The organism is Dietzia sp. IN118, assembly GCF_032905965.1.
Taxonomy (GTDB): domain Bacteria; phylum Actinomycetota; class Actinomycetes; order Mycobacteriales; family Mycobacteriaceae; genus Dietzia; species Dietzia kunjamensis.
Window position 1 is genome coordinate 1,671,560 of sequence record NZ_JAUMSR010000001.1, and the last position, 23,215, is coordinate 1,694,774.

The 23,215-nt window shown below is 71.2% G+C and carries 21 protein-coding genes; 15 read left to right on the plus strand and 6 right to left on the minus strand.

Annotation, left to right across the window (positions count from 1 at the left end):
- Positions 1-61: 61 nt before the first annotated feature.
- The 13 genes from ribD to secG all read left to right on the plus strand — a co-directional run bounded on the left by ribD (position 62) and on the right by secG (position 12,678).
- Complete coding sequence (ribD, locus tag Q2K20_RS08140; RefSeq protein ID WP_269504069.1) at positions 62-1,108, plus strand: bifunctional diaminohydroxyphosphoribosylaminopyrimidine deaminase/5-amino-6-(5-phosphoribosylamino)uracil reductase RibD; 1,047 nt, start codon at positions 62-64, stop codon at positions 1,106-1,108.
- Positions 1,108-1,731, plus strand: a complete 624-nt coding sequence (locus tag Q2K20_RS08145) for a riboflavin synthase (RefSeq protein ID WP_269504053.1) — start codon at positions 1,108-1,110, stop codon at positions 1,729-1,731. Before ribD ends, Q2K20_RS08145 begins: the two co-directional genes overlap by 1 nt.
- A 73-nt stretch (positions 1,732-1,804) precedes the next feature.
- On the plus strand, positions 1,805-3,085 hold the full coding sequence (locus Q2K20_RS08150) for a bifunctional 3,4-dihydroxy-2-butanone-4-phosphate synthase/GTP cyclohydrolase II (protein ID WP_268099634.1): 1,281 nt from the start codon (positions 1,805-1,807) through the stop codon (positions 3,083-3,085).
- Complete coding sequence (gene ribH, locus Q2K20_RS08155; protein WP_067716367.1) at positions 3,082-3,558, plus strand: 6,7-dimethyl-8-ribityllumazine synthase; 477 nt, start codon at positions 3,082-3,084, stop codon at positions 3,556-3,558. The genes Q2K20_RS08150 and ribH overlap by 4 nt, the downstream gene beginning before the upstream one ends.
- Positions 3,555-4,028 carry a PH domain-containing protein gene (locus Q2K20_RS08160; protein WP_067716366.1) on the plus strand — a complete coding sequence of 158 codons (474 nt, stop codon included), beginning with the start codon at positions 3,555-3,557 and terminating at the stop codon, positions 4,026-4,028. Before ribH ends, Q2K20_RS08160 begins: the two co-directional genes overlap by 4 nt.
- 6 nt (positions 4,029-4,034) lie before the next feature.
- Positions 4,035-6,116, plus strand: coding sequence for an excinuclease ABC subunit UvrC (gene uvrC / locus Q2K20_RS08165; protein ID WP_119191710.1), 2,082 nt, complete (start codon positions 4,035-4,037; stop codon positions 6,114-6,116).
- 4 nt (positions 6,117-6,120) lie between these two features.
- Entirely contained in the window at positions 6,121-7,011 is an 891-nt protein-coding gene (gene rapZ, locus Q2K20_RS08170) for an RNase adapter RapZ (protein WP_067716361.1), read from the plus strand.
- Between the two features lie 8 nt (positions 7,012-7,019).
- Entirely contained in the window at positions 7,020-7,988 is a 969-nt protein-coding gene (locus Q2K20_RS08175; RefSeq protein ID WP_269504044.1) for a uridine diphosphate-N-acetylglucosamine-binding protein YvcK, read from the plus strand.
- Positions 7,989-8,025: 37 nt separating this feature from the next.
- The gene (gene whiA / locus Q2K20_RS08180; RefSeq protein WP_269504041.1) at positions 8,026-9,009 is read left to right on the plus strand and encodes a DNA-binding protein WhiA; all 984 of its coding nucleotides are present in this window, start codon (positions 8,026-8,028) and stop codon (positions 9,007-9,009) included.
- A gap of 120 nt (positions 9,010-9,129) precedes the next feature.
- Positions 9,130-10,146 carry a type I glyceraldehyde-3-phosphate dehydrogenase gene (gap, locus tag Q2K20_RS08185; protein WP_067716354.1) on the plus strand — a complete coding sequence of 339 codons (1,017 nt, stop codon included), beginning with the start codon at positions 9,130-9,132 and terminating at the stop codon, positions 10,144-10,146.
- Positions 10,147-10,287: 141 nt separating this feature from the next.
- Entirely contained in the window at positions 10,288-11,505 is a 1,218-nt protein-coding gene (locus Q2K20_RS08190) for a phosphoglycerate kinase (RefSeq protein ID WP_269504039.1), read from the plus strand.
- A gap of 26 nt (positions 11,506-11,531) precedes the next feature.
- Positions 11,532-12,317, plus strand: a complete 786-nt coding sequence (gene tpiA, locus Q2K20_RS08195) for a triose-phosphate isomerase (protein ID WP_067716347.1) — start codon at positions 11,532-11,534, stop codon at positions 12,315-12,317.
- Between the two features lie 127 nt (positions 12,318-12,444).
- The gene (gene secG, locus Q2K20_RS08200; protein WP_067716343.1) at positions 12,445-12,678 is read left to right on the plus strand and encodes a preprotein translocase subunit SecG; all 234 of its coding nucleotides are present in this window, start codon (positions 12,445-12,447) and stop codon (positions 12,676-12,678) included.
- Positions 12,679-12,769: 91 nt separating this feature from the next.
- Here the strand turns inward: secG and pgl are convergent, their stop codons facing one another.
- The 5 genes from pgl to tkt are packed head-to-tail and all read right to left on the minus strand — an operon-like array spanning position 12,770 to position 19,258.
- Entirely contained in the window at positions 12,770-13,492 is a 723-nt protein-coding gene (gene pgl / locus Q2K20_RS08205) for a 6-phosphogluconolactonase (protein WP_253003624.1), read from the minus strand.
- Between the two features lie 57 nt (positions 13,493-13,549).
- Positions 13,550-14,482 carry a glucose-6-phosphate dehydrogenase assembly protein OpcA gene (locus tag Q2K20_RS08210; protein WP_096905442.1) on the minus strand — a complete coding sequence of 311 codons (933 nt, stop codon included), beginning with the start codon at positions 14,480-14,482 and terminating at the stop codon, positions 13,550-13,552.
- A complete protein-coding gene (gene zwf, locus Q2K20_RS08215) occupies positions 14,467-16,044 on the minus strand; it encodes a glucose-6-phosphate dehydrogenase (RefSeq protein WP_372509911.1) in 1,578 nt (525 codons plus the stop codon). The genes Q2K20_RS08210 and zwf overlap by 16 nt, the downstream gene beginning before the upstream one ends.
- Complete coding sequence (tal, locus tag Q2K20_RS08220; protein ID WP_096905444.1) at positions 16,044-17,150, minus strand: transaldolase; 1,107 nt, start codon at positions 17,148-17,150, stop codon at positions 16,044-16,046. The genes zwf and tal overlap by 1 nt, the downstream gene beginning before the upstream one ends.
- A complete protein-coding gene (gene tkt, locus Q2K20_RS08225; protein WP_096905445.1) occupies positions 17,147-19,258 on the minus strand; it encodes a transketolase in 2,112 nt (703 codons plus the stop codon). The genes tal and tkt overlap by 4 nt, the downstream gene beginning before the upstream one ends.
- 284 nt (positions 19,259-19,542) lie before the next feature.
- On the opposite strand from tkt, the gene Q2K20_RS08230 reads away from it, so the two are divergent.
- Complete coding sequence (locus Q2K20_RS08230) at positions 19,543-20,451, plus strand: heme o synthase (protein ID WP_372502569.1); 909 nt, start codon at positions 19,543-19,545, stop codon at positions 20,449-20,451.
- Between the two features lie 42 nt (positions 20,452-20,493).
- Here Q2K20_RS08230 and Q2K20_RS08235 read toward each other — a convergent pair whose 3' ends face one another.
- Positions 20,494-21,462, minus strand: a complete 969-nt coding sequence (locus tag Q2K20_RS08235) for a quinone oxidoreductase family protein (protein WP_269504028.1) — start codon at positions 21,460-21,462, stop codon at positions 20,494-20,496.
- Between the two features lie 112 nt (positions 21,463-21,574).
- On the opposite strand from Q2K20_RS08235, the gene Q2K20_RS08240 reads away from it, so the two are divergent.
- Entirely contained in the window at positions 21,575-23,185 is a 1,611-nt protein-coding gene (locus Q2K20_RS08240; RefSeq protein ID WP_313798184.1) for a hypothetical protein, read from the plus strand.
- Positions 23,186-23,215 lie beyond the last annotated feature (30 nt).

A 23,215-nucleotide genomic window follows, 5' to 3' on the forward strand; every position in this document is an offset into this window, starting at 1 on the left:
GCCCGGGGTATCAGCGACGGGCGGGGCCGACCCCGCCGACCGTCGTCGCGAGCGGGACGCCCTGGCCCGGGCTATCGCCGTGTCCGCCTCCGCGTTGGGGGTGTGCACCCCCAACCCGCCGGTCGGTGCGGTGGTGCTCGACGCCGCCGGAGAGGTCGTGGGCATCGGCGCGACCGAGGCCCCGGGCGGACGGCACGCCGAGGTGGTGGCGCTGGACTCCGCCGGGGACCGCGCGCGCGGTGGGACGATCGTGGTCACCCTCGAGCCGTGTGACCACCACGGGCGCACCGGTCCGTGCACCTCCCGCATCGTCGCCGCCGGGCTCGCCCGCGTGGTCTACGCGGTGTCCGACCCCAATCCGGTGGCGTCCGGCGGAGCCGGGACCCTGCGGCGCGAGGGGGTCGAGGTGGCACGAGCCGACGACGACGAGGTGGGCGCCGCCCGCAGCGGCCCGCTGAGGGCGTGGCTCCACCGTCAGGACCACGGCCGCCCCCTCGTCACCTGGAAGTACGCGGCGAGTCTGGACGGCAGGGTCGCGGCTGCGGACGGGTCGAGCAAGTGGATCACCGGGCCGGTTTCGCGCCGCCACGCCCACGCCAGACGACAGGAGATCGACGCCCTCGTCGTCGGTACCGGAACGCTGCGCGCCGACGACCCCGCGCTGACCGCCCGCACCGACGACGGCCGGCCCGCCCCCCGCCAGCCCCTCCGGGCGGTGATGGGGCTGAGCCCCGTGCCCGCGGACGCGACGGTGCGCGGCACCGACGGCCGGTTCCGACACCTGGCCACCCGCGATCCCGCCGAGGCGCTGGGACTTCTCGGCGAGGTCTCCCACGTCCTCGTCGAGGGCGGCCCCAGGCTGGCGGGGGCGTTCCTCGCCGCCGGACTCGTCGACGAGATCGACGCGTACCTCGCGCCCCTGGTGCTCGGCGCCGGGCGGTCGGCGGTCTCCGGAGCCGGGGTGGACACGCTCGCGGCCGCCCACGGTTTCCGGATCCGCGGGACCACCGTCCTGGGCGACGACGTCCACCTGTGCTTGACACGACCCGGCCTGACACGACCCGCCACCGCGACCACGCCGACCGCACCGACGAGAGGACCCCGCTGATGTTCACCGGAATCGTGGAGGAGCTCGGAACCCTCGACTCGGTCGAGACGACCGGCGACTCCGCGCGCCTGCGCATACGGGGGCCCCTGGTCACCTCGGACGCCCACCACGGTGACTCGATCGCCGTCAACGGGGTGTGCCTGACCGTCACCGGCTGGGAACCGGGGGAGTACTTCGAGGTGGACGTGATGGCCGAGTCGCTCGACCGGACCGCACTCGGTGCACTGTCACCGGGCGACCCCGTCAACCTGGAACGCGCGATGCGCGCGGACGCCCGGTTCGGCGGTCACATCGTCCAGGGCCACGTCGACGGCACAGGCCACGTGATCAGCCGCGACGAGCACGAGCACTGGCACGTCGTGCGCATCTCGCTGCCGGGTGACCTCGCCCGGTACGTGGTCGAGAAGGGGTCGATCACCGTCTCCGGGACCTCGCTGACGGTCTCGGCGGTCAGTGCCGCGGACGAGCCGGAGCCGTGGTTCGAGGTGTCCCTCATCCCCACGACGCTCGCCGACACGATCCTCGGGGGACTGGGCGCGGGCGACCCCGTCAACCTGGAGGTCGACGTGCTGGCCAAGTACGTCGAGCGGCTGCTGGACGGACGCGGTGGGGGGTCCCACTGACCCGATGCGCCATACTTGAACCCGCGCCCGCGGCCTCCGCCCGGGCCCGCCAGACCTAGGAGAACCCGCAGCAGTGACCACCTTTGACGGCATCGAGCGAGCCATCGCCGACATCGCGGCGGGACGGGCCGTCGTGGTGGTGGACAGTGAGGACCGCGAGAACGAGGGCGACCTGATCTTCGCCGCCGAACTCGCGACGCCCGAGCTGATGGGCTTCCTCGTGCGGTACTCCTCCGGTTACGTGTGCGTCGCGCTCGAGGCGGAGGACTGCCTTCGGCTGGACCTGCCGCCCATGCGCGCCATCAACGAGGACCGCCACGACACCGCGTACACCGTGACGGTCGACGCGCGCACGGGGGTCTCCACCGGCATCTCGGCCGCCGACCGCGCCCGCACCGCGAGGCTGCTCGCCGCCGACGACACCGTGCCCGGCGACTTCACCCGGCCCGGCCACGTGGTGCCCCTGCGCGCCCGGCCCGGCGGCGTGCTCACCCGGCCCGGCCACACCGAGTCCGCCGTCGACCTCGCCCGGTTGGCCGGTCTGCGCCCGGCGGGCGTCATCTGCGAGATCGTCTCCGAGGACGACCCCACGACCATGGCGCGCACCCCCGAGCTCCGGCGGTTCGCCGACGAGCACGGGCTGGCGATGATCACCATCGAGGCGCTCCAGGCGTGGCGCCGCGCGAACGAGGTCCAGGTGGTGCACGAGGTCGCCGCCCGGATCCCCACGCCGGCCGGGACCATGACCGCCCACGGGTACCGCGACATCCTCCAGGGAGTCGAACACGTCGCCATGGTGGCCGGCGACATAGCGGGGGACGATCCGGTCTCCGTCCGCATCCACTCCGAGTGCCTGACCGGCGACGTGTTCCACTCGCTGCGCTGTGACTGCGGCCCGCAACTCGACGCTGCCGTCGCCGCGGTGTGCGAGGAGGGGCGCGGGGTCGTGCTGTACATGCGTGGGCACGAGGGCCGGGGGATCGGCCTGGTGCAGAAACTGCGCGCCTACCAACTGCAGGACTCCGGACGCGACACCGTCGACGCCAATCTCGACCTGGGCCTGCCCGCCGACGCCCGCGACTTCAGCCTGGCCGCACAGATGCTGCGCGACCTCGGAGTGACCCGGGTACGACTGATGACCAACAACCCCGCCAAGGCCGACGCCCTGCGCGCCGGTGGCGTGGAGGTGGTGGCCCGGGTGCCCATGCCGACGGCGGTCACGCCCGAGAACCTGCGGTACCTGCGCACCAAGCGCGACCGGATGGGCCACCTGCTCGAGGGGCTCGACGAGGGACCCGCCGGCCCGGCCGGCGCCGACGTGGACGTGGACGTGGACGGAGAGGATCAGCCATGAGCGGCAGCGGTAGACCGGAACTGGTGATCCCCGACGCCCGCGGGCTGCGGCTCGGGGTGGTGGCCTCCACCTGGCACCAGGAGATCTGCGCCCAACTGCTGGACCGGGCCCTGGCCGTCGCCGACGCCTCCGGCGCGGTGGTGACCCTGGCCCGCGTGACCGGAGCCGTGGAGCTACCGGTGGTGGCCCAGGAGCTCGCACGGACCCATGACGCCGTCGTGGCGCTCGGCGTGGTGATCCGGGGTGCGACCCCGCACTTCGACTACGTCTGTCGCTCGGTGACCGACGGGCTCACCCGGATCGCCCTCGACGAGGCCACCCCTGTCGCCCACGGGGTGCTCACCACCGAGAACGAGGGCCAGGCCCGAGACCGCGACGGCCACGAGGGTGCCTCCGAGGACAAGGGGGGAGAGGCCGTCGCCGCCGTGCTCGGCGCCGCCATCGCCCTGCGCGACCTGAGGACCGGTCGATGAACGAGAACTGGGAGTTCGAGCACCGGCCCCGTCGGATGCGCACCACCGCGATCGCCGTGGCGGTGCTCATCGTCATCGTCCACGTGGTGTGGGCGGTGATCCTCGTCCGCGGTGACACCGGGGTGACGATCGGGATCGCCGATCAGTTCGCCTTCGTAGTGATCGGGTTCATCTTCGCCGGGGTGCTGCTGACCCTCCTGCGGATCCGCGTCCGGGTCGGGCAGCAGGGCGTCGAGCTCCGCGGGCCGCTGCGCGTCCGGACCTGGGGCTGGGACGACGTCGTCGGGCTGACGTTCCCGCGCTCCAGCTACTGGCCCCGGCTCGAACTCCCGGCCTACGAGCACGCGGGGATCTGGGCTATCCAGTCCATCGACGGCCAGCACGGGATCGACGGCATGGCGCGCCTGCGCGAGGCCGTCCGCACCCACAAGCCCTCGGCCGCCGATCCCGAGACCGTCGCCGACCGCTGACCCGCCGTGGCCGATCCGCGAACCTACCGCCCGGCCCCCGGCTCGATCCCGACGGAGCCGGGGGTCTACCGCTTCCGTGACGAGCACGGGCGCGTCATCTACGTCGGCAAGGCGAAGAACCTGCGGAGCCGGCTGAGCTCGTACTTCGCGGACCTGTCCCTCCTTCACCCCCGTACCCGGCGGATGGTTCTCGCCGCGGCCGGCGTGCAGTGGACGGTCGTGTCCACCGAGGTCGAGGCGCTCCAGCTCGAGTACACGTGGATCAAGAAGTACGACCCCCGGTTCAACGTCCGGTACCGCGACGACAAGACGTATCCGATGCTGGCGGTCACCGTGGGGGAGGAGTTCCCCCGTGCCTTCGTCTACCGGGGACCCCGGCGCCCGGGGACCCGCTACTTCGGGCCCTACTCACACGCGTGGGCCATCCGCGACACCCTCGACACTCTGCAGCGGGTCTTCCCCGTCCGCTCGTGCTCCGCCGGGGTGTTCAAGCGGCAGGCGCAGCTCGGCAGGCCCTGTCTCCTCGGATACATCGACAAGTGCGCCGCCCCCTGCATCGGACGGGTGACCCCGGACGAGCACCGCGCGATTGTCAACGAGCTCATCGACTTCCTGGCCGGACGTACCGATGCGATCATGCGCCGCATCGAGAAGCGGATGCTCGAGGCCTCCGCGGACCTCGACTTCGAACGGGCCGCGCGGCTGCGTGACGACCTCGGCGCCATGCGGCGTGCGATGGAGAAGCAGGCCGTCGTGCTGGGTGACGGCACCGACGCCGACGTGGTGGGCGTCGAGGTCGACGAACTGCAGGTCTCCATCCAGGTGTTCCACGTGCGCGGGGGCCGCATCCGCGGTCAGCGCGGCTGGGTGGTCGAACACGCCCACGGCGTCGACGCCGACGGCGAGTTCGACGCGGCCCGTGCCGTGCCCGGGGTCGTCTCCGACTATCTCGCGCAGTTCTACGGGGGAGAGGCCGACCTCGCCGAGGCGGCCGAATCCGGCGACATCTCGGCTGCCGTACCCCGCGAGGTGCTGGTGCCCGCCCTGCCCGAGGACTCGGACGAGCTCGCGGACTGGCTCTCGGCACTGCGCGGCTCCCGTGTGTCGCTCCGGGTACCCCAGCGGGGTGACAAGCGGGCCCTGGCGGAGACGGTCCACCGCAACGCCGTCGAGGCCCTGACGCAGCACAAACTCCGGCGCAGCGGCGACCTCACCGCCCGCTCCGCGGCGCTCCAGGAGATCCAGGAGACCCTCGAGCTGGACTCAGCGCCCCTGCGCATCGAGTGCGTGGACATCTCCCACACCCAGGGCACCGACGTCATGGCCTCCCTCGTCGTCTTCGAGGACGGCATCCCGCGCAAGAGCGACTACCGGCTCTACCGCATCCGCGACGCCGCGGGTGACGGCCACTCCGACGACGTCGGCAGCATCGCCGAGGTCACGCGTCGTCGCTTCCGGCGTCACCACGAGGACCCCTCCGTCACCCCGGACGAGGTCGACGGGCCGGTCGACGACGACGCGGGAACGGGGGACGCCGCCCCCGCGTCCCGCCGGTTCGCCTACCCGCCACAGCTCTTCGTCGTCGACGGTGGTCGGCCCCAGGTCGAGGCGGCCGCCGAGGTCCTCTCCGAGCTGGGGGTCACCGACGTACCGGTGGTCGGAATCGCCAAGCGACTCGAGGAGATCTGGCTCCCGGGAGAGGAGTACCCCGTGATCTTCCCGCGCCACGGGGAGGGGCTGTTCCTGCTCCAGCGGCTCCGCGACGAGGCCCACCGGTTCGCCATCCGTGCCCACCGGAGCGCGCGGTCCAGGCGGATGACGGCCTCCGTGCTCGACGACGTCCCCGGCCTCGGGCCCACCCGTCGGGCGGCGTTGGTGGAGACGTTCCCGACCGTGTCCGCACTGCGCGCCGCGAGCGCGGACGAGCTGTGCGCCGTGCCGGGGATCGGTCCGGGGGTCGCCGCCGCGATCCGGGCGACTCTCGGTGGTGCCGAGCCCGCGGACGCGGCCGCCGCCGACGTGGGAGACTCGGGCGGGCAGCCCGACCGGGGACAGACCGACCCGGGACTGACCGATGACACGAGGTGAGACGATGGACGCAGGTGACGACGACGGCCACGCCGCGCGGGGGCGCGAGCTCCTCCTGATCAGCGGCATGTCCGGGGCGGGCAAGGGGACCGCGTCCAAGGTCCTCGAGGAATTCGGCTGGTATGTCGTCGACAACCTCCCGTTGACCTTCGTTGGCGACCTGCTCGCCCGGTTCGAGGAGTCCGACGACGAGCCCCTCCGCCTGGCGATCGTCGCCGACACCCGCAGCCTCGGGTTCGACGAACACCTCGGCGACCTCCTCGACCTGTTCGATCGGCGCCCGCAGGCTCGGATCCTGTTCCTCGAGGCCTCGGACGAGGCGCTGGTCAGCAGGTTCAACAACGTCCGTCGCTCCCATCCGCTGCAGTCGGGTGGCGGCCTGATCGACGGCATCACCCGGGAGCGCAGGATCCTCGAGGGGCTGCGGGGGCGTGCCGACGTCGTCGTGGACACCTCGGCGCTCAGTGTCCACGACCTCCGCCACCGGCTGGAGACCCCCTTCGGTGACCTCGGGTTCGACTTCCACCTCACCGTCGAGTCGTTCGGGTTCAAGTACGGCGTCCCCGTGGACGTCGACATGCTGATGGACATGCGGTTCCTGCCCAACCCGCACTGGATCCCCGAGCTCCAGCCGCACACGGGGCGCGACAAGCCCGTCCAGGACTACGTCCTCGCCGACGAATCCATCGAGGAGTACCTGCGCGCGGCGGTGTCCATGATCCGCCTGGCCATGACCGGCTACCGGCGCGAGGGCAAGCGCTACATGACGATCGCGGTCGGCTGCACCGGGGGCAAGCACCGGAGCGTGGCCATCTCCGAGTCGCTCGCCGGCAGACTGTCCGGCCTCGACTCGGTCGAGGTCCACGTACGCCACCGCGACCTCGGGCGGGAATGAGGCCGGCCATGACACACGACAGCGGTATCCCGTCCCTCGTCGCCCTCGGCGGCGGCCACGGCCTGTCGGCGACCCTCCGGGCCGCACGCCTCGTCGCCGACCACGTCACCGCGGTGGTGACGGTCGCCGACGACGGCGGCTCCTCGGGGCGACTGCGGCGCGAGCTGGGCATCCTCCCACCGGGCGACCTACGGATGGCCCTGTGCGCCCTCGCCGCCGAAGACGACGAGAAGGCGCTGCTCACCCGACTCTTCCAGCACCGCTACGGCGGCACCGGGGCGCTGGCCGGACACGCGGTGGGCAACCTCGTCTTCGCCGGCCTGTGGGAGCTGCTCGGAGACCCGGTCGACGCACTCGACGCGGTCGGGTCGATCCTCGGTGTCACCGGCCGTGTCCTGCCGATGTCCCCGGTCGCCCTCGACATCGCCGCAGAGGTCGTCGGTCTGGAAGCGGACCCCCGCGTCGTGCGGACCATCATCGGACAGGTCGCCGTCGCGACCACACCGGGCAGCGTTCGCCGGGTCACCCTCATCCCGGCCGCTCCGCCCGCCGCGGAGGGCGTGGTGGAGGCGATCACCGAAGCCGACCTCGTGGTCCTCGGACCCGGATCGTGGTTCACCAGCGTGATCCCCAACGTGCTCGTGCCCGAGATCGCGACCGCGCTCAAGAGGACGGCCGCGACCAAGGCCCTCGTGCTCAACCTCGCACCCCAGCCGGGGGAGACCGCCGGGTTCTCCGCCGAGCAACACCTCCACGTGTTGCGTCAACACGCTCCCGAGGTCGACATCGACGTCCTGCTCGTGGACCCGAGGATGCCGCTGAGCGCCACCGAACGCGAGCATCTCGAACGGGCCGCGGCGGGACTGGGGGCACGCGTGATGACCGCGGAGATAGCGAAGACCGCCGAAGATGGGACGATGAGGCCTGTCCACGACCCCGCACTGCTGGCCTCGGCGCTCGCCGACTCGGTGCGATGAGGGCCGGGGCGATGAGCCGAGAACGAAGGAGCAGGGCGTGTCGCTGACCGCACAGGTCAAGTCCGAACTGGTGAGGGTCCCCGTGGGGAACTCCGAGACCAGGAGGGCCGAGGTGTCCGCCCTGCTGAGGTTCGCCGGCACCCTCCAGGTCCTGTCCAACCGACTCGTGATCGAAGCGGAGGTGGACTCCGGCGAGATCGCGGACCGTCTCGCCGGCGAACTCGACGCCCTGTTCTCCGTCCCCTGTGAGATCCACCCGATCGGGGGTTCGGGCGGACGTCCCGCCCGCAAGTTCGTCCTGCGGGTCATCGACCGGGGTGCGAACCTGGCCCGTCAGCTCGGGCTGGTCGACAACGCCGGCCGGACGGTCCGAGGACTGCCGGCCGCGGTCGTCGGCGGCTCGGTCGCCGCCTCCGAGGCGGCGTGGCGGGGCGCGTTCCTCGCCCACGGTTCGCTCACCAAGCCCGGCCGCTCCTCGGCGTTGGAGGTCACCGCCCCGGGGGCGGAGGCGGCGATGGCGCTCGTGGGTGCGGCCCGCAGGTTGGGAGTGACGGCCAAGGCCCGCGAGGTCCGGGGAGGGGACCGCGTGGTGATCCGCGACGCCGAGGCGATCGGGGTCCTCCTCGCTCGACTGGGCGCGTCCTCCACCAGGGACATCTGGGAGGAGCGCCGCTCCCGCGGCGAGGTCCGCGCCACCGCCAACCGGCTGGCCAACTTCGACGACGCCAACCTGCGGCGCTCGGCCCGGGCCGCCGTGGCCGCGGCCGCCCGTGTCCAGCGCGCCCTCGAGATCCTCGCCGAGGACGTGCCGGACCATCTGCTCGCCGCCGGTGAACTGCGCGTCCAGCACCGCCAGTCGTCGCTGGAGGAGCTCGGGCAGCTCGCCGACCCGCCCATGACCAAGGACGCGGTCGCGGGGCGCATCCGGAGACTGCTGTCCATGGCGGACCGCAAAGCCGCCGAGCTCGGGATCCCCGACACCGAGTCCGTGGTGACCGAGGACATGCTCGACGAAGGCTGATCCACCCCGGCAGCACCCTGCGCGGGAGCGGTCCACGCCGGGTAGTCTGGGTCACGTCCCGGGCTCCACCCGGCCCCGGTGACATCAAGCGTTCTCGCACCACCAATAAGGAGACAACACGTGACCGTGCGCGTAGGCATCAACGGATTCGGACGTATCGGCCGCAACTTCTACCGCGCGGTGGAGGCTCTCAAGGCCGAGGGCAAGACGGACATCGAGATCGTGGCCGTCAACGACCTGACCACGAACGACATGCTCGCTCACCTGCTCAAGTACGACTCCATCCTGGGTCGCCTGGGCAAGGAGGTCACGTTCGACGACTCGTCGATCACGGTCGGTGGGACCAAGATCGGCGCCCTCGCGGTCAAGGAGGGCCCCGCGTCCGTGCCGTGGGGAGACTACGGTGTCGACGTCGTCGTCGAGTCCACCGGCATCTTCACCGACGCCGAGAAGGCCAAGGGCCACCTCGAGGGTGGTGCCAAGAAGGTCATCATCTCGGCGCCGGCCAAGAACGAGGACATCACCATCGTCATGGGGGTCAACGACCACGAGTACGACGGCTCGCAGACGATCATCTCCAACGCCTCCTGCACCACCAACTGCCTCGCGCCGGTCGCCAAGGTCCTCTCCGACGAGTTCGGGATCGTCAAGGGCCTCATGACCACGATCCACGCCTACACGCAGGACCAGAACCTCCAGGACGCGCCCCACAGCGACATGCGCCGCGCCCGCGCCGCCGGCATCAACATGGTGCCCACCTCCACCGGTGCGGCCAAGGCCGTCGCGCTGGTCCTGCCCGAGCTCAAGGGTAAGTTCGACGGCTACGCCGTGCGCGTCCCGCTGCCCACCGGCTCGCTCACCGACCTCACGGTCGAGCTCGAGAAGAAGGCCTCGGTCGACGAGGTCAACGCCGCGGTCAAGGCCGCCGCCGAGGGCGCGATGAAGGGCATCCTCAAGTACACCGAGGATCCCATCGTCTCCTCCGACATCGTCGGTGACCCGCACTCGTCCATCTTCGACGCGCCGCTGACCAAGGCGATCGACGGCCAGATCAAGATCGCCTCCTGGTACGACAACGAGTGGGGCTACTCTAACCGCCTCGCCGACATCATCGGCTTGGTCGGCAAGTCGCTCTAAGACCCCTCGGGACTGACGTCCCCAGTACGACGATCCGGGCCCGGTCCGGGAACGCCCACAGCGTCCCGGCCGGGCCCGGAGCACATGGACCGGCAGCACCACCCACCATCACCACCGTTCTTCCGACAGGAGTCCCACCACATGGCCGTGAGCACGCTCAACGACCTGCTCGATGCCGGCGTAGAGGGTCGCAAGATCCTCGTCCGCTGCGACCTCAACGTCCCGCTCGACGGCTCGACCATCACCGATGCGGGCCGGATCACCGCCTCGCTGCCCACGCTCAACGCTCTGCTCGACGCCGGTGCAGCGCTGGTGATCACCGCGCATCTCGGCCGCCCGAAGGGTGAGCCCGACCCCGAGTTCTCCCTCGCCCCCGTGGCGGAGAAGCTGGGTGACGAGCTCGGGCGCTACGTCCAGCTCGCCGGTGACGTGGTGGGGTCGGACGCCCGCGAGCGAGCCAACGGCCTGACCGACGGGGACGTGCTCCTGGTGGAGAACGTGCGGTTCGACCCGCGCGAGACGAGCAAGGACGAGGCGCAGCGGGCCGAGTTCGCGGCCGAGCTGGCGAGCCTGGTGGGCGAGGACGGGGCGTTCGTCTCCAACGGTTTCGGGGTGGTCCACCGCGCGCAGGCGTCGGTGTACGACGTCGCCAAGGTCCTCCCGGCCTACGCCGGCGACCTCGTCCAGAGCGAGGTCGAGGTCCTCGCGAACCTCAGCGGCGACCCGGAGCACCCCTACGCGGTCGTCTTGGGCGGCTCCAAGGTGTCCGACAAGCTCGCCGTGATCGAGGCCCTGGCGCCCAAGGTCGACACCCTGGTCATCGGCGGCGGCATGTGCTTCACCTTCCTCGCCGCTCAGGGCCATGAGGTCGGCTCCTCACTGCTGCAGGAGGAGATGATCGACACCTGCAAGGACCTGCTCGCCAAGTTCGGCGACGTGATCAGCCTGCCCGTGGACGTGGTCGCCGCCGACGGCTTCGCCGCCGACGCCGCGCACTCCACGGTCTCCGCCGAGGCCATCCCGGAGGGGAAGATGGGCCTGGACATCGGCCCCGAGTCGGTGAAGGCGTTCAGCGAGAAGCTCTCCGCCGCCAAGACCGTCTTCTGGAACGGCCCCATGGGCGTGTTCGAGTTCGAGGCGTTCACCGCCGGGACGCGCGGTGTCGCCGAGGCCATCATCACCGCGACGAAGAACGGCGCGTTCTCGGTGGTCGGCGGCGGCGACTCCGCCGCGGCCGTCCGCACCCTGGGTCTCGGGGAGGAGAACTTCTCCCACATCTCCACCGGGGGTGGCGCCTCGCTGGAGTACCTGGAGGGCAAGGAGCTGCCCGGCGTCACCGCCCTCGAGCGCAGCAACTGAAGACCGACGAGACCACAGGAGAGAACATGGCACGCACCCCGCTCATCGCCGGCAACTGGAAGATGAACCTCAACCACCTCGAGGCCATCGCACTCGTCCAGAAGGTCGCCTTCGCACTCCCGGACAAGTACCTGGAGAAGGTGGACGTGGCGTTCATCCCCCCGTTCACGGACATCCGTGGCGTCCAGATCGTCATCGAGGGCGACAAGCTGGGCTTCGCCTACGGCGCGCAGGACGTCTCGGTCCACGAGTCCGGTGCCTACACCGGCGAGATCTCGGCGGGGATGCTCGCCAAGCTCGGCTGCACCTATGTCGTCGTGGGCCATTCCGAGCGCCGTGACTACCACGCGGAGTCCGACGAACTCGTCGCGGCCAAGGCCGCCGCCTGCCACCGGCACGGGTTGACGCCGATCGTGTGTGTCGGCGAGAAGCTCGAGGTGCGGGAGGCAGGGGACCACGTCGACTTCGTCGTGAACCAGCTCTCCGAATCGCTCGCGGGACTGTCCACGGACCAGCTGGCCTCCACCGTGATCGCCTACGAGCCCGTGTGGGCGATCGGGACCGGCAAGACCGCGTCCGCCGCCGATGCCCAGGAGGTCTGCGCCGCCATCCGTTCCACGTTGGCCGATCTGGCCGATGACGCGACGGCCGAGCAGATGCGGGTCCTGTACGGCGGCAGCGTCAACGCCTCGACGATCGGCGAGCTGCTCGACCAGCCCGATGTCGACGGTGGTCTGGTCGGAGGCGCGTCGCTCAAGCCGGACGAGTTCGCCCAGCTGTCGGCGATCGCCGCCGGTGGCCCGTTGCCCTGACACCGCCCACACCGGCGCGCCCGGCCCCGCGGGGTCGGGCGTGCCGGGATTCGCCGCGGACACCCGACCGGGTAGTCTGTAGCGGTCGCACCCGACCGCCCGACCCGACGTGAGGCACGATCCCTACATGAAGCTCGCCCTGGACATCTTCCTCATCACCACCAGCCTGCTGCTGATGCTGTTCATCCTGCTGCACCGCGGCAAGGGAGGCGGCCTGTCGTCGCTCTTCGGTGGCGGTGTCCAGTCCAGTCTCTCCGGGTCCAGCGTGGTCGAGCGGAACCTCGACCGGGTCACCGTGGTCGTCGCGATCCTCTGGGTCATCGCCATCGTGGCGGTCGGCCTCATGGTCCGGTTCGGCTGACCGACCGGTCCCCGGCGCGGCCCCACCGCCCGGGCGGACGACGGGGCGCGTCTCTTCCACCGAGTGGAAGGGACGCGCCCCGTTCCTGTTCTCAGAGCACCATCGAGGCGGCCGGTCCGTCCAGGTGATACGTGGTCGACTCGGTGCCCACGGCACCGGCGACGGGCCAGTCCGCGGGGTCCGCCCCGCCCAGGCCCCTGGCCACCGCCTCCGCCTTGCCGTCCCCGGCGGCCACGACGAGCACGTGCCTCGACCTGCGCACCGCCGGGAGGGTGAAGGTCAGTCGCTCCGGTGGCGGCTTGGGGCAGTCACGCACGCCCACCGCGAGCCGCTCGGTCTCGGCGACCGCCGGAGTGTGCGGGAAGATCGAGTTCATGTGCCCCTCGGGTCCCATGCCCAAGAGGGTGACGTCGAACAGCGGCTCGTCGCCCTGGGGCAGGTCCACTGCGGCGAGGAACGCCTCGGCCGCGGCGTCGACGTCCTCGAACTCCGGTCCGCGGGCCGGCCAGCGGTGGACGGTGGCGCGGTCGCCCACGGTGCGGAGCAGGACGTCGTCGAGCTGCCCGTCGTTGCGCTCGGGGTCGTCTGCCGGGACGAAGCGTTCGTCCCCCAGGTAGATGGTCACGCGTGACCAGTCGACATCGGCCCCGGCGAGCGCGGCGGCGGTCTTCACCCCCACCGAGCCGCCCGTCAGGGACAGCGTCGCGGTCCCGGCGGTGGCGATCCGTTCGTTGAGGTGCCCGACGACGGCGAGGGCTGCCGCTTCGGCGAGGGTGTCCGCATCCGGGTGTACGAGATGGCGTGTGACTGACATCGGCGCTCCTGTGGTGGTGGTCCGGTGGGGAAGTGACGTCGACCTCGGGCCTCCGGCTCAGCGAACCGAGGCAGAGGTGTAGATGACACGGTCATGATTGGCCAACGCATCGGCGTACACGCCGTCGGTGTCCATCCGCCGTAGCTCCTCCGAGAGACAGTCGGCGACGCTGCGGCCGACGAGCGCCACCCGTGTGGGCGCCTGACCCGTGATGCGGAGCTCGGCGGAGGTCGCGCTGATCTGCTCGAGGACGATGGAGCCCGAGGCCCGCTCCAGGACGACCATCCTCGGGCCGACGGCCCGCAGAACGTCGATCCCGAGCCGGGACGCCAGCCATCCACCGGCCAGGTCCACCGACGCCGCCCGCTCCGGGCCGCACACCGTCGCCCCGGTGATGCGCTCGAAGGGCGGACGGTCCAGGGTCGCCGCGAGCAGGGAACGCCAGTGGGTGATGCGCGCCCACGCCAGATCGGTGTCGCCCGGGGAGTAGCCGGCCGCCCGTTTCGCCAGCGCATCGGTGGGATGGCCCTCCGCGTCGGAGTCGACGATCCGGCGCTTCGCGAGCCTGCCCACCCTGTCCTCGGACAACAACGTGGGGGAGTGGCGGGGCCACCACACGGCGAGCGGGGTGTCCGGCAGCAGCAACGGCGTGACGAGGGAGGCCGACTGGGAGGCCATCGCACCGGAGGTGCGCAGCACGACGACCTCCGCCGCCCCGGCGTCACCGCCGACGCGGATCTGACCGTCGAGCCTGTCGGCGTCCGCGCGAGGTCCGCGGATCACCACGATGACCCGGCAGGGATGTTCCCGGCTGGCCTCGTTGGCCGCCTCGATCGCGGACTCGCTGCCCCGGACGTGATCGGTGATCACGATCAGCGTGAGCACCCGTCCGATCGTGCTCAGCCCGGCCTCCTCGCGGATCTGCACGAGCTTCTTGGCGATCCCGCGGGTGGAGGTGTCGGGTAGGTCGATGATCACGGTCGCCTCCATGCGCGGCCACTCCGGGCCAGAATCTCGTCGGCGCCCTTCGGCCCCCACGTCCCGGCCTGGTACTGCTCCGGCGTCCCGGCCGACTCCCATTCCTGCAGGACCGGGTCGAGGAGCTGCCAGCTCAGCTCGACCTCGCGGGACACCGGGAAGAGCGAGGGCTCACCCAACAGGACGTCGAGGATGAGACGTTCGTAGGCCTCGGGGGAGGATTCCGTGAACGCTTCACCGTAGGCGAAGTCCATGTTGACGTCCCGGACCTCCATGGCGGTGCCGGGGACCTTGGAGCCGAAGCGCAACGTGACACCCTCGTCGGGCTGGACCCGGATGACCAGCGCGTTCTGCCCCAGCTCCTGGGTCATGGTCGCGTCGAACGGCAGGTGCGGAGCGCGCCGGAAGACCACGGCGATCTCGGTGACCCGTCGTCCCAACCGCTTGCCGGTGCGGAGATAGAAGGGGACCCCCGCCCATCGGCGGTTGTGGACCTCGAGGGTGATCGCAGCGTAAGTCTCGGTGGCCGAGGAGGGGTCGTACCCCTCCTCGTCCTTCAGCCCCACGACCTGCTCGGACCCCTGCCAGCCACCCGCGTACTGACCACGCGCGGCCGTCTCGGCAATCGGCAGTGCCAACGAGGTCGACTCGAGGACCTTGGTCTTCTCCGCCCGCAACGCGGCAGCGGAGAAATCGGTCGGTTCCTCCATCGCGACCAACGCCATCAACTGGATGAGGTGGTTCTGGATGACGTCGCGGGCCGCGCCGATGCCGTCGTAGTAGCCGGCCCGACCACCCAGTCCGATGTCCTCGGCCATGGTGATCTGCACGTGATCCACGTGGTTGGCGTTCCACACCGGTTCGAAGAGCTGGTTGGCGAAACGCAATGCGAGGATGTTCTGGACGGTCTCCTTGCCCAGGTAATGATCGATCCGGAAGACCGAGTCCTCGGGGAAGACCGCACCCACCACCGCGTTGAGTTCGCGGGCGCTCGCCAGGTCGTGCCCGAAGGGCTTCTCGATGACCACCCGGCGCCAGGACCCCTTCGGGCCGCGGGTGCACCCCGTGCGATCGAGGTGCCGGCAGACGGTCGGGAAGTCATCCGGGGGGATGGACAGGTAGAACGCGTAGTTGCCGGCGGTCCCACGTTCGGCCTCGAGTGCCCCCAGCTGGTCCGCCAGATCGTCGAAGCCCTCGTCGTCGTCGAATGTCCCGGTGACGAACCGCAGTCCGGCGGCGAGCTGCTCCCACACGTCCTCGCGGAACGGGGTCCGGCACCTTTCGCGGGCCTGCTCACGGGCGAACGCGGCGAACTCGTCGTGGGTCCACCGTCGGCGGCCGAAGCCGATCAGGGAGAACCCCGGCGGGAGCAGGCCACGGTTGGCCAGGTCGTAGATCGCGGGGATGAGTTTTTTCTTGGACAGGTCGCCCGTCACACCGAAGATCACGAGACCGGACGGTCCCGCGATCCGGGGGAGCCGACGATCCCGGGGATCACGGAGCGGGTTGGCCCACCCCTCGGGGGCGCCGCCCGCGACCTCGCTGACCGAAGTCGCCCCGTCGTCCGGGCCGATCACGACCCCGTCGGGATCTCGTCGATCCGCGCCCTCACCGTGTCCACCAGGTCGTCCCAGGCGGTCACGAACTTCTGCACGCCCTGCTGCTCGAGGAGGGTGAAGACCTCGTCCAGGTCGATCCCCTCGGCGCGCAGTGCGTCGAGGGTGGCCCGGGACTCCTCGGCGGTGCCCCGGACCGTGTCGCCCTCGACGACACCGTGGTCCGCGAACGCCTCGATGGTGCCGAACGGCATGGTGTTGACCGTCCCGTGGGTCACCAGACCGGTCACGTACAGCGTGTCGGGGTACGCCGGGTCCTTGACCCCCGTCGAGGCCCACAGGAGACGCTGGGGACGGGCTCCGCGATCGGCGAGTGCCCCGAAGCGTCCCTCGGGGTCGAACAGTTCCTCGTAGACCTCCTGGCAGAGGCGCGCGTTGGCCAGCCCGGCCTTGCCCCGCAGCTCCGACGACTCCGGGAGTCGCGAGTCGATCTCGGTGTCGAGCCGGGAGACGAACACGGACGCCACGGAGTGGATGGTGGACAGGTCGTGACCGGCGGCAGCGGCCTGCTCGAGTCCGGTCAGGTACGCCTCCGCCACCGCGCGGTACTGGTCCGCCGAGAAGATCAGCGTGACGTTGACGTCGATGCCCTTGCCGATGACATCGGTGATGGCCGGCAGCCCCGCCGACGTCGCGGGGATCTTGATCATGACGTTCGGGCGGTCCACCACCTCGGAGAGCTCCACCGCCTGCGTCACGGTCGCCGCGGTGTCGTGGGCCAGGCCGGGATCCACCTCGAGGGAGACGCGGCCGTCCACCCCGTCGGTCGCGCGGTGGACGTCGGCCAGCACGTCACACGCGTCGCGGACGTCGGACGTGGTCAGGGCCCGCACGACGGAATCCACGTCGCGGTCGGCGCGGACCGCCTCGGTGAGCGCGCTCTCGTACGCCGACGAGTCGGCCAGCGCCGACTGGAAGATGGCCGGGTTGGTCGTCACACCGACGATCGAATAGGCGGACATCCGCTTCTCGAGCTCGCCGGAGGACAGGAGCTGTCGGGACAGATCGTCGAGCCACACGGAGACGCCGGCGGCGCTCAGGGCAGCGAGATTGGCGTTGGTCATGATGCCTCCCCGGCAGCGGCCGCGAGGGATTCGCGGGCCGCGGAGACCACCGCGTCGGCGGTGATCCCGAACTCGGTGAACAGGGTCTGGTAGGGCGCCGAGGCGCCGAAATGCTCGAGTGAGACGGCGCGGCCGGCGTCGCCGAGGAACCGGTGCCACGGCATCGCGATGCCGGCCTCGACGCTGACCCGCGCGCGGACGGAGCGGGGGAGCACCGACTCGCGGTACCCGGCGTCCTGCTGATCGAAGAACTCGACACACGGCATCGAGACCACACGGGTCGCCACGCCCTCGGCCTCGAGGACCTCGCGGGCCTGCACGGCCAGCTGCACCTCGGACCCGGTGCCCATGAGGATCACCTCGGGGGTCCCGGTCGAGGCCTCGGCGAGGACGTAACCTCCGCGCTCGACCCCCTCGCGGGCGAGCTCCTTGGTGCCCTCGAGCACCGGGACGTCCTGACGGGTCAGGCACAGACCCTTGGGCCCGTCGAGAGCCTCGAGCATGGCGCGCCACGACGCCGCGGTCTCGTTGGCGTCGGCCGGACGCAGGATCGCCAGACCCGGGATGGCGCGCAGCGCCGCCAACTGTTCGACCGGCTGATGGGTGGGGCCGTCCTCGCCGAGCCCGATCGAGTCGTGGGTCCACACGTAGTACGCGTTGCTCCCCTGGAGCGCGGCGAGCCGGACGGCCGGACGCATGTACTCGCTGAAGATCAGGAACGTCCCGCCGTAGGGCCGGGTGGGACCGTGGAGGGCGATGCCGTTGAGGATCGCGCCCATGGCGTGCTCACGGACGCCGAAGTGCAGGTTGCGTCCGTACGGGGACGCGGTCCACGTGTCGGTCGAGATGGAGGACGGGCCGAAGGAGTCCGCGCCCTTGATGGGCGTGTTGTTGGAGCCGGCCAGGTCCGCGGAGCCGCCCCACAACTCGGGGAGGGTGGCGCCCAGGGCTTGGATGGCCTCGGCGGACGCCTTACGCGTGGCGACTCCCTTGGAATCGGCGTCCCACGTGGGGAGCCCGGCATCCCATCCGTCGGGGAGCTCGCCCGAGTACAGGCGATCGAACAGGGCCTTGCGCTCCGGGTTCGCCTCCGCCCAGGCGTGGAACATGTCGCTCCACTGCGCGTGGACGCGGGCACCCCTGTCACGGGCGGCCCGGGTGTGGGAGATCACCTCGTCCTCCACCGTGAACGGCTCGGTGCCGCCCATGCCGAGCGCCTCCTTCACGGCGTCGACCTCGTCCTGGCCGAGTGCCGCACCGTGCGAGGCCCCGGTGTTCATCATGGTCGGCGCCGGGAAGGCGATGATCGTGCGCAGGACGATCAGCGACGGCTTGTCGGTGACCGCACGCGCGTCGGCGATGGCCTCCTCGATGGCGGCCACGTCCTCACCGCCGTTCACCGTCTGGACGTGCCAGCCGTACGCCTCGTAGCGCGCTGCGACGTCCTCGTTGAGGGCGATCCGGGTGTTGTCCTCGATCGAGATCTCGTTGTCGTCGTAGATCGCGATGAGATTGCCGAGCTGCTGGGTGCCCGCGAGCGAGGAGGCCTCGGCGGTGACCCCCTCCTGCACGTCGCCGTCGGAGGCGATCACGTAGATGAAGTGGTCGAACGGACTCTTGCCCGACGGCGTCTCCGGATCGAACAGTCCGCGCTCGTAGCGTGCCGCCATCGCCATGCCCACCGCGGAGGCCAGCCCCTGACCCAGCGGGCCGGTGGTGATCTCCACGCCGTCGGTGTGCCGCCACTCCGGATGTCCGGGGGTCTTGGATCCCCAGGTCCGGAGCGCCTTGAGGTCGTCCAGCTCCAGCCCGAAGCCGGCGAGGTACAGCTGGATGTACTGGGTGAGAGAGGTGTGTCCACAGGACAGCACGAAGCGGTCCCGGCCGACCCACGTGGGATCGGAGGGATCGTGCCGCATGATGCGCTGGTAAAGCGTGTAGGCGAGCGGCGCGAGGCTCATCGCGGTGCCCGGGTGGCCGCTACCGCAACGCTGCACGGCCTCGGCGGCGAGGACCCTCGCGGTGTCGACGGCGCGGGTGTCGAGTTCGGTCCAGTCGGACGGGTGGCGTGCAGTGGTGAGCTCGGTGATCTCCGACGCGCTGGTCACTTGTGGTTCTCCCGGGTCTGAGGGTGCGGCGCGGATCCGCGCGTATGTCGTGAACCACCTTAGTGGTCGCGGGCACGGCGGGGCGTGCGGTCCCCGCCCCCGCTCTTTCGCGGACCGTGCAGGGGGGACGTAGTATCGGCTCAGTAGTACGTTGACGTCTGCTGCGAGGAGTTCCGGTGCACGATTCCACCCCGACCCGGAGTGGGGGGCCATCAGTCTCCCCTCCAGAGTCCACGGGGCGGCCGGCTCCGGCGAGCGGGCGAGCCCGCGCGGTCGACGTGGTGATGGCCTACATCGCCCTCACCAAGCCGCGCGTCATCGAGTTGCTGCTCGTCGCCGCCATCCCCGCCCTCCTCCAGGCCGACCGCGGCAACGTTCACCTCTCACTGGTTCTGCTCACCCTGGTGGGCGGTTGGCTGGGAGCGGCCAGCGCCAACTCGCTCAACATGGTCGTCGACGCCGACATCGACAAGGTCATGAAGCGGACCGAGCGTCGGCCGTTGGCGCGTCACGCGATCAGTACCCGGGCCGCACTGGTCTTCGGTCTGTTGCTCGGCGTCTCGAGCATGCTGTGGCTGGGCCTGCTGGCCGGGAGCTGGCTGGCCGCGTTCTTCATCCTGCTGACCATCTGTTTCTACGTGTTCGTCTACACGATGATCCTCAAGCGCCGCACGGCCCAGAATGTCGTATGGGGCGGGGCCGCGGGATGCATGCCGGTCCTGGTGTCGTGGGCCGTGATCACCGATCACCTCCCCGAGGGGCAGGCGCACAACTGGTGGCAGGCGATCGTCCTGTTCCTCATCATCTTCTTCTGGACGCCACCGCACACCTGGGCGCTCGCGATGCGCTACAAGGAGGACTACGAGGCCGCCGGAGTGCCGATGCTCCCGGTCATCATGTCCGCCGAGGGGGTCACCCGGCGCATCACCATCTACACCTGGGTGACCGTCCTGTGCACCTTCGCCCTGATCCCCGCCGCCGGCTGGGTGTACGCGGCCGGCGCCCTCGGCTTCGGCGTGTGGTTCATCGTCATGGCACACCGCCTCGAGGCCGGTGTGCGGCGCGGGGTGGAGGTCAAGCCCCTCAAGTTGTTCATCCTGTCGAACAACTACCTGGCGGGGGTGTTCGTCGCACTGTCCGTCGACGCGGTCCTCGGACTCCAGACGATCGCGGAGATCCTCCCGATCGTCTGATCACCCACCCCCGCCCTCCTTTGCGGGCGGGGTCGAGGGCGCTCAGCGGGCGGGGTCGAGGACGACCGAACCCGTGGTCTGCCGGGACTGCAACGCCCGGTGCGCATCCGCCGCCTCCGACAATCCGAACGTCGCGCCAACCGTCAACCGGAGCGAGCCGTCGACGATCCCCTCGAGGACCTCGCCGGCCCGCTCACGAAATTCCCCGGTGCCGGCGATGAAGTCACCCAGGCTCGGCCGGGTGAGGAAGACCGAGCCGGCCGCGTTGAGTCGTTGCGGGTCCACCGGCGGGACCGGACCGCTCGCCGCACCGAACAGCACCAGGGTCCCACGGCGGGCCAGCGAGGCCAGGCTGTCGTCGAAGGTGTCGCGGCCCACGCCGTCGAACACCACGGAGACACCGCCGTGGGATAGCTCGCGGATCCTCTCCGGGGTCGCGTCGGGATAGAGCAGCACGTGGTGCGCCCCCAGTTCGCGACACAGGTCCGCCTTCTCCTCGGTCGAGGTCGTGGTGATCACCCGGTGGCCGTGGGCGACGGCCAGTTGGATGAGCAGCTGCCCGACCCCGCCCGCACCCGCGGTGATCAGCACGGTGTCGCCGGGTAGGGCCCGGTGGGTGTCGGTGATGAGGTAATGCGCTGTGAGCCCCTGCAGCAGCATCGAGGCCGCCACCTCGTCGTCGATGCCCTCCGGCACCGTCACCAGCGACTCGGCGGGCGCGACGACGTACTGGGCGTACGACCCAGGCACCTGACACCACGCCACCCGGTCGCCGACCATCAGGTCGGGCGTTCCCTCGCCGAGTTCCTCGACCACTCCCGTCCCCTCGCTGCCGGGGACGAACGGCAGATCCCGGGCGTAGGTGCCTTCGCGGAAATAGGTGTCGATGTAGTTGACCCCGATCGCGGTGGTGCGGACGAGCACGTCGCCCGGTCCTGGTGAGGGGACACCCACCTCGACCGGTGTGAGCACCTCGGGTCCGCCGTGCCTGGAGATCTCTATGGCTCTCATGGCGCCCAGTATCCGGAAGTGTGTCGTCCGCCGCAGCCGGTGCCGGACTCCGGTTCGCCGGTTCGCGGGAGTCCCGGCGGAAGCGGGGCGGGGGAGGCGATAGGCTACCCCCATGAGCCTGCAGATCCTTTCCCAGTACGCCGGGGGGCCGCGAGTCCGGGCGACCGGCTGGCCCGAGATCATCACCAGTGGGTCCGGGGCGGCGGCCGCACCCGCCCGAGCCGATGCGGTCACCGACGAGGCGCCGGCGCCGTCCGCGCCTGACACGCAGGCGCAGGCGCCGGCGGGGGCTCCCGAGGCGACCGAACCCGTGCAGGAGGCGCCCGCCGCGACGCAGGAGGCGTCTGCCGCGACGCAGGAGGCGTCTGCCGCGACGCAGGAGGCGCCTGCCGAGGTGCGGCAGACCCCGGCCCCGGCGGCCGCCGGCGGCGCGGGCGGGGGGATCACCCTGGGTCGGCGCGCCCCGCGCGCCCCGGGCGGAGGGGCCTCCACGTTGCACGGTTCCCGGATCACGGAGGTCGACGGTGGCGCTCCCGCGGCGCACGCATCGACGGCGCCGGCCGCGGAGGTTCCCGCTTCGCCCGAGGCCCCGTCCGAGCCCGCTGCGGAGCCGGCGCCCTCCGCCCAGGCCGATGCCACCAAGCCGAGCACGGCCGCGAAGTCGTCGGACGAGCCGGTGGCCGCTCCGGCAGGGTCCGCCCCGACGGCGTCCGCCCCGGCGACCACGTCCGGCGGGGGACTGAAGCTCGGCGGTGGGTCCAAGGCCAAGGCTCCCGGCGGGGGGTCGGCGGGCAAGCTCGTCCTGGGTGGCGCAGCCGGTGCCGCGGCAGCCGCAGGTGCGGCTGCCGCCTCCGCTGGTGACCAGAAGGACGAGAAGGACGATGCCCCGTCCACCGCCACGCCCGACGCAGCACCCGTAGCTCAGGCGGACCCCGTCACCCCGACCGAGGCGGGGTCCGAGCCCGGGGCCGACTCCACGTCCGACGCCGACTCCACCTCCGCCGCCGATGCGTCCGCCGTGTCGACGGAGAAGAAGTCCGGTGGCCTGACGCTCGGCGGCGGGAGCAAGGCCAAGGCGCCCGGTGGCGGTAAGTCGGGTGGCCTGACCCTCGGCGGCGGGAGCAAGGCCAAGGCGCCGGGCGGGGGCAAGAGCGGTGGCCTGACGCTGGGCGGCGCCGCCGCCACCACGGACTCCGCCACCACGGACTCCGCGGCCGAGTCGAAGAGCGACGAGCCGACGACGGGTAAGGCCGCTCCGGCGCCGTCCGCGACCGATCGCCCGGCGGATGCGCCGGCCGCGTCGCAGCCGGCGGCGGTGCCCCCGGCCGACGAGCCCGCGGCGCAGGAGTCGGAGAAGCCGGCCGCCGCGGAGGTCCAGCCGACCGAGAAGGCACCCGCCGAGAAGATCGAAGCGGCGCCGGTGCCGGCGGGTCCCACCCCACCGGCCAAGACGGTGAAGTTCGTCGAGAAGTTCCTGTCCCGGCACGGCGGCGCGGCGGACGTCGTCCTCCAGCCTGTGGGCCGCTGCGGGGTCCGCGTCACCCTGGTCGGCGCCGACGGCGTGCTGGGGGACACGATGGTCGACAGCCTGTCGCAGGCCGAGGCGGTCCGCGACGGAATCTCCGGCCTCACCGGATCGGACTGGACGCGCGAGCTGGTCTCGCGTACCGATGTCCCCGCCGGACACTGGAAGCGCATGGCCGGATCGGGCTCCCTGGTCTGACCTCCCGCGCGACAACGGCGGCCCCGCCGA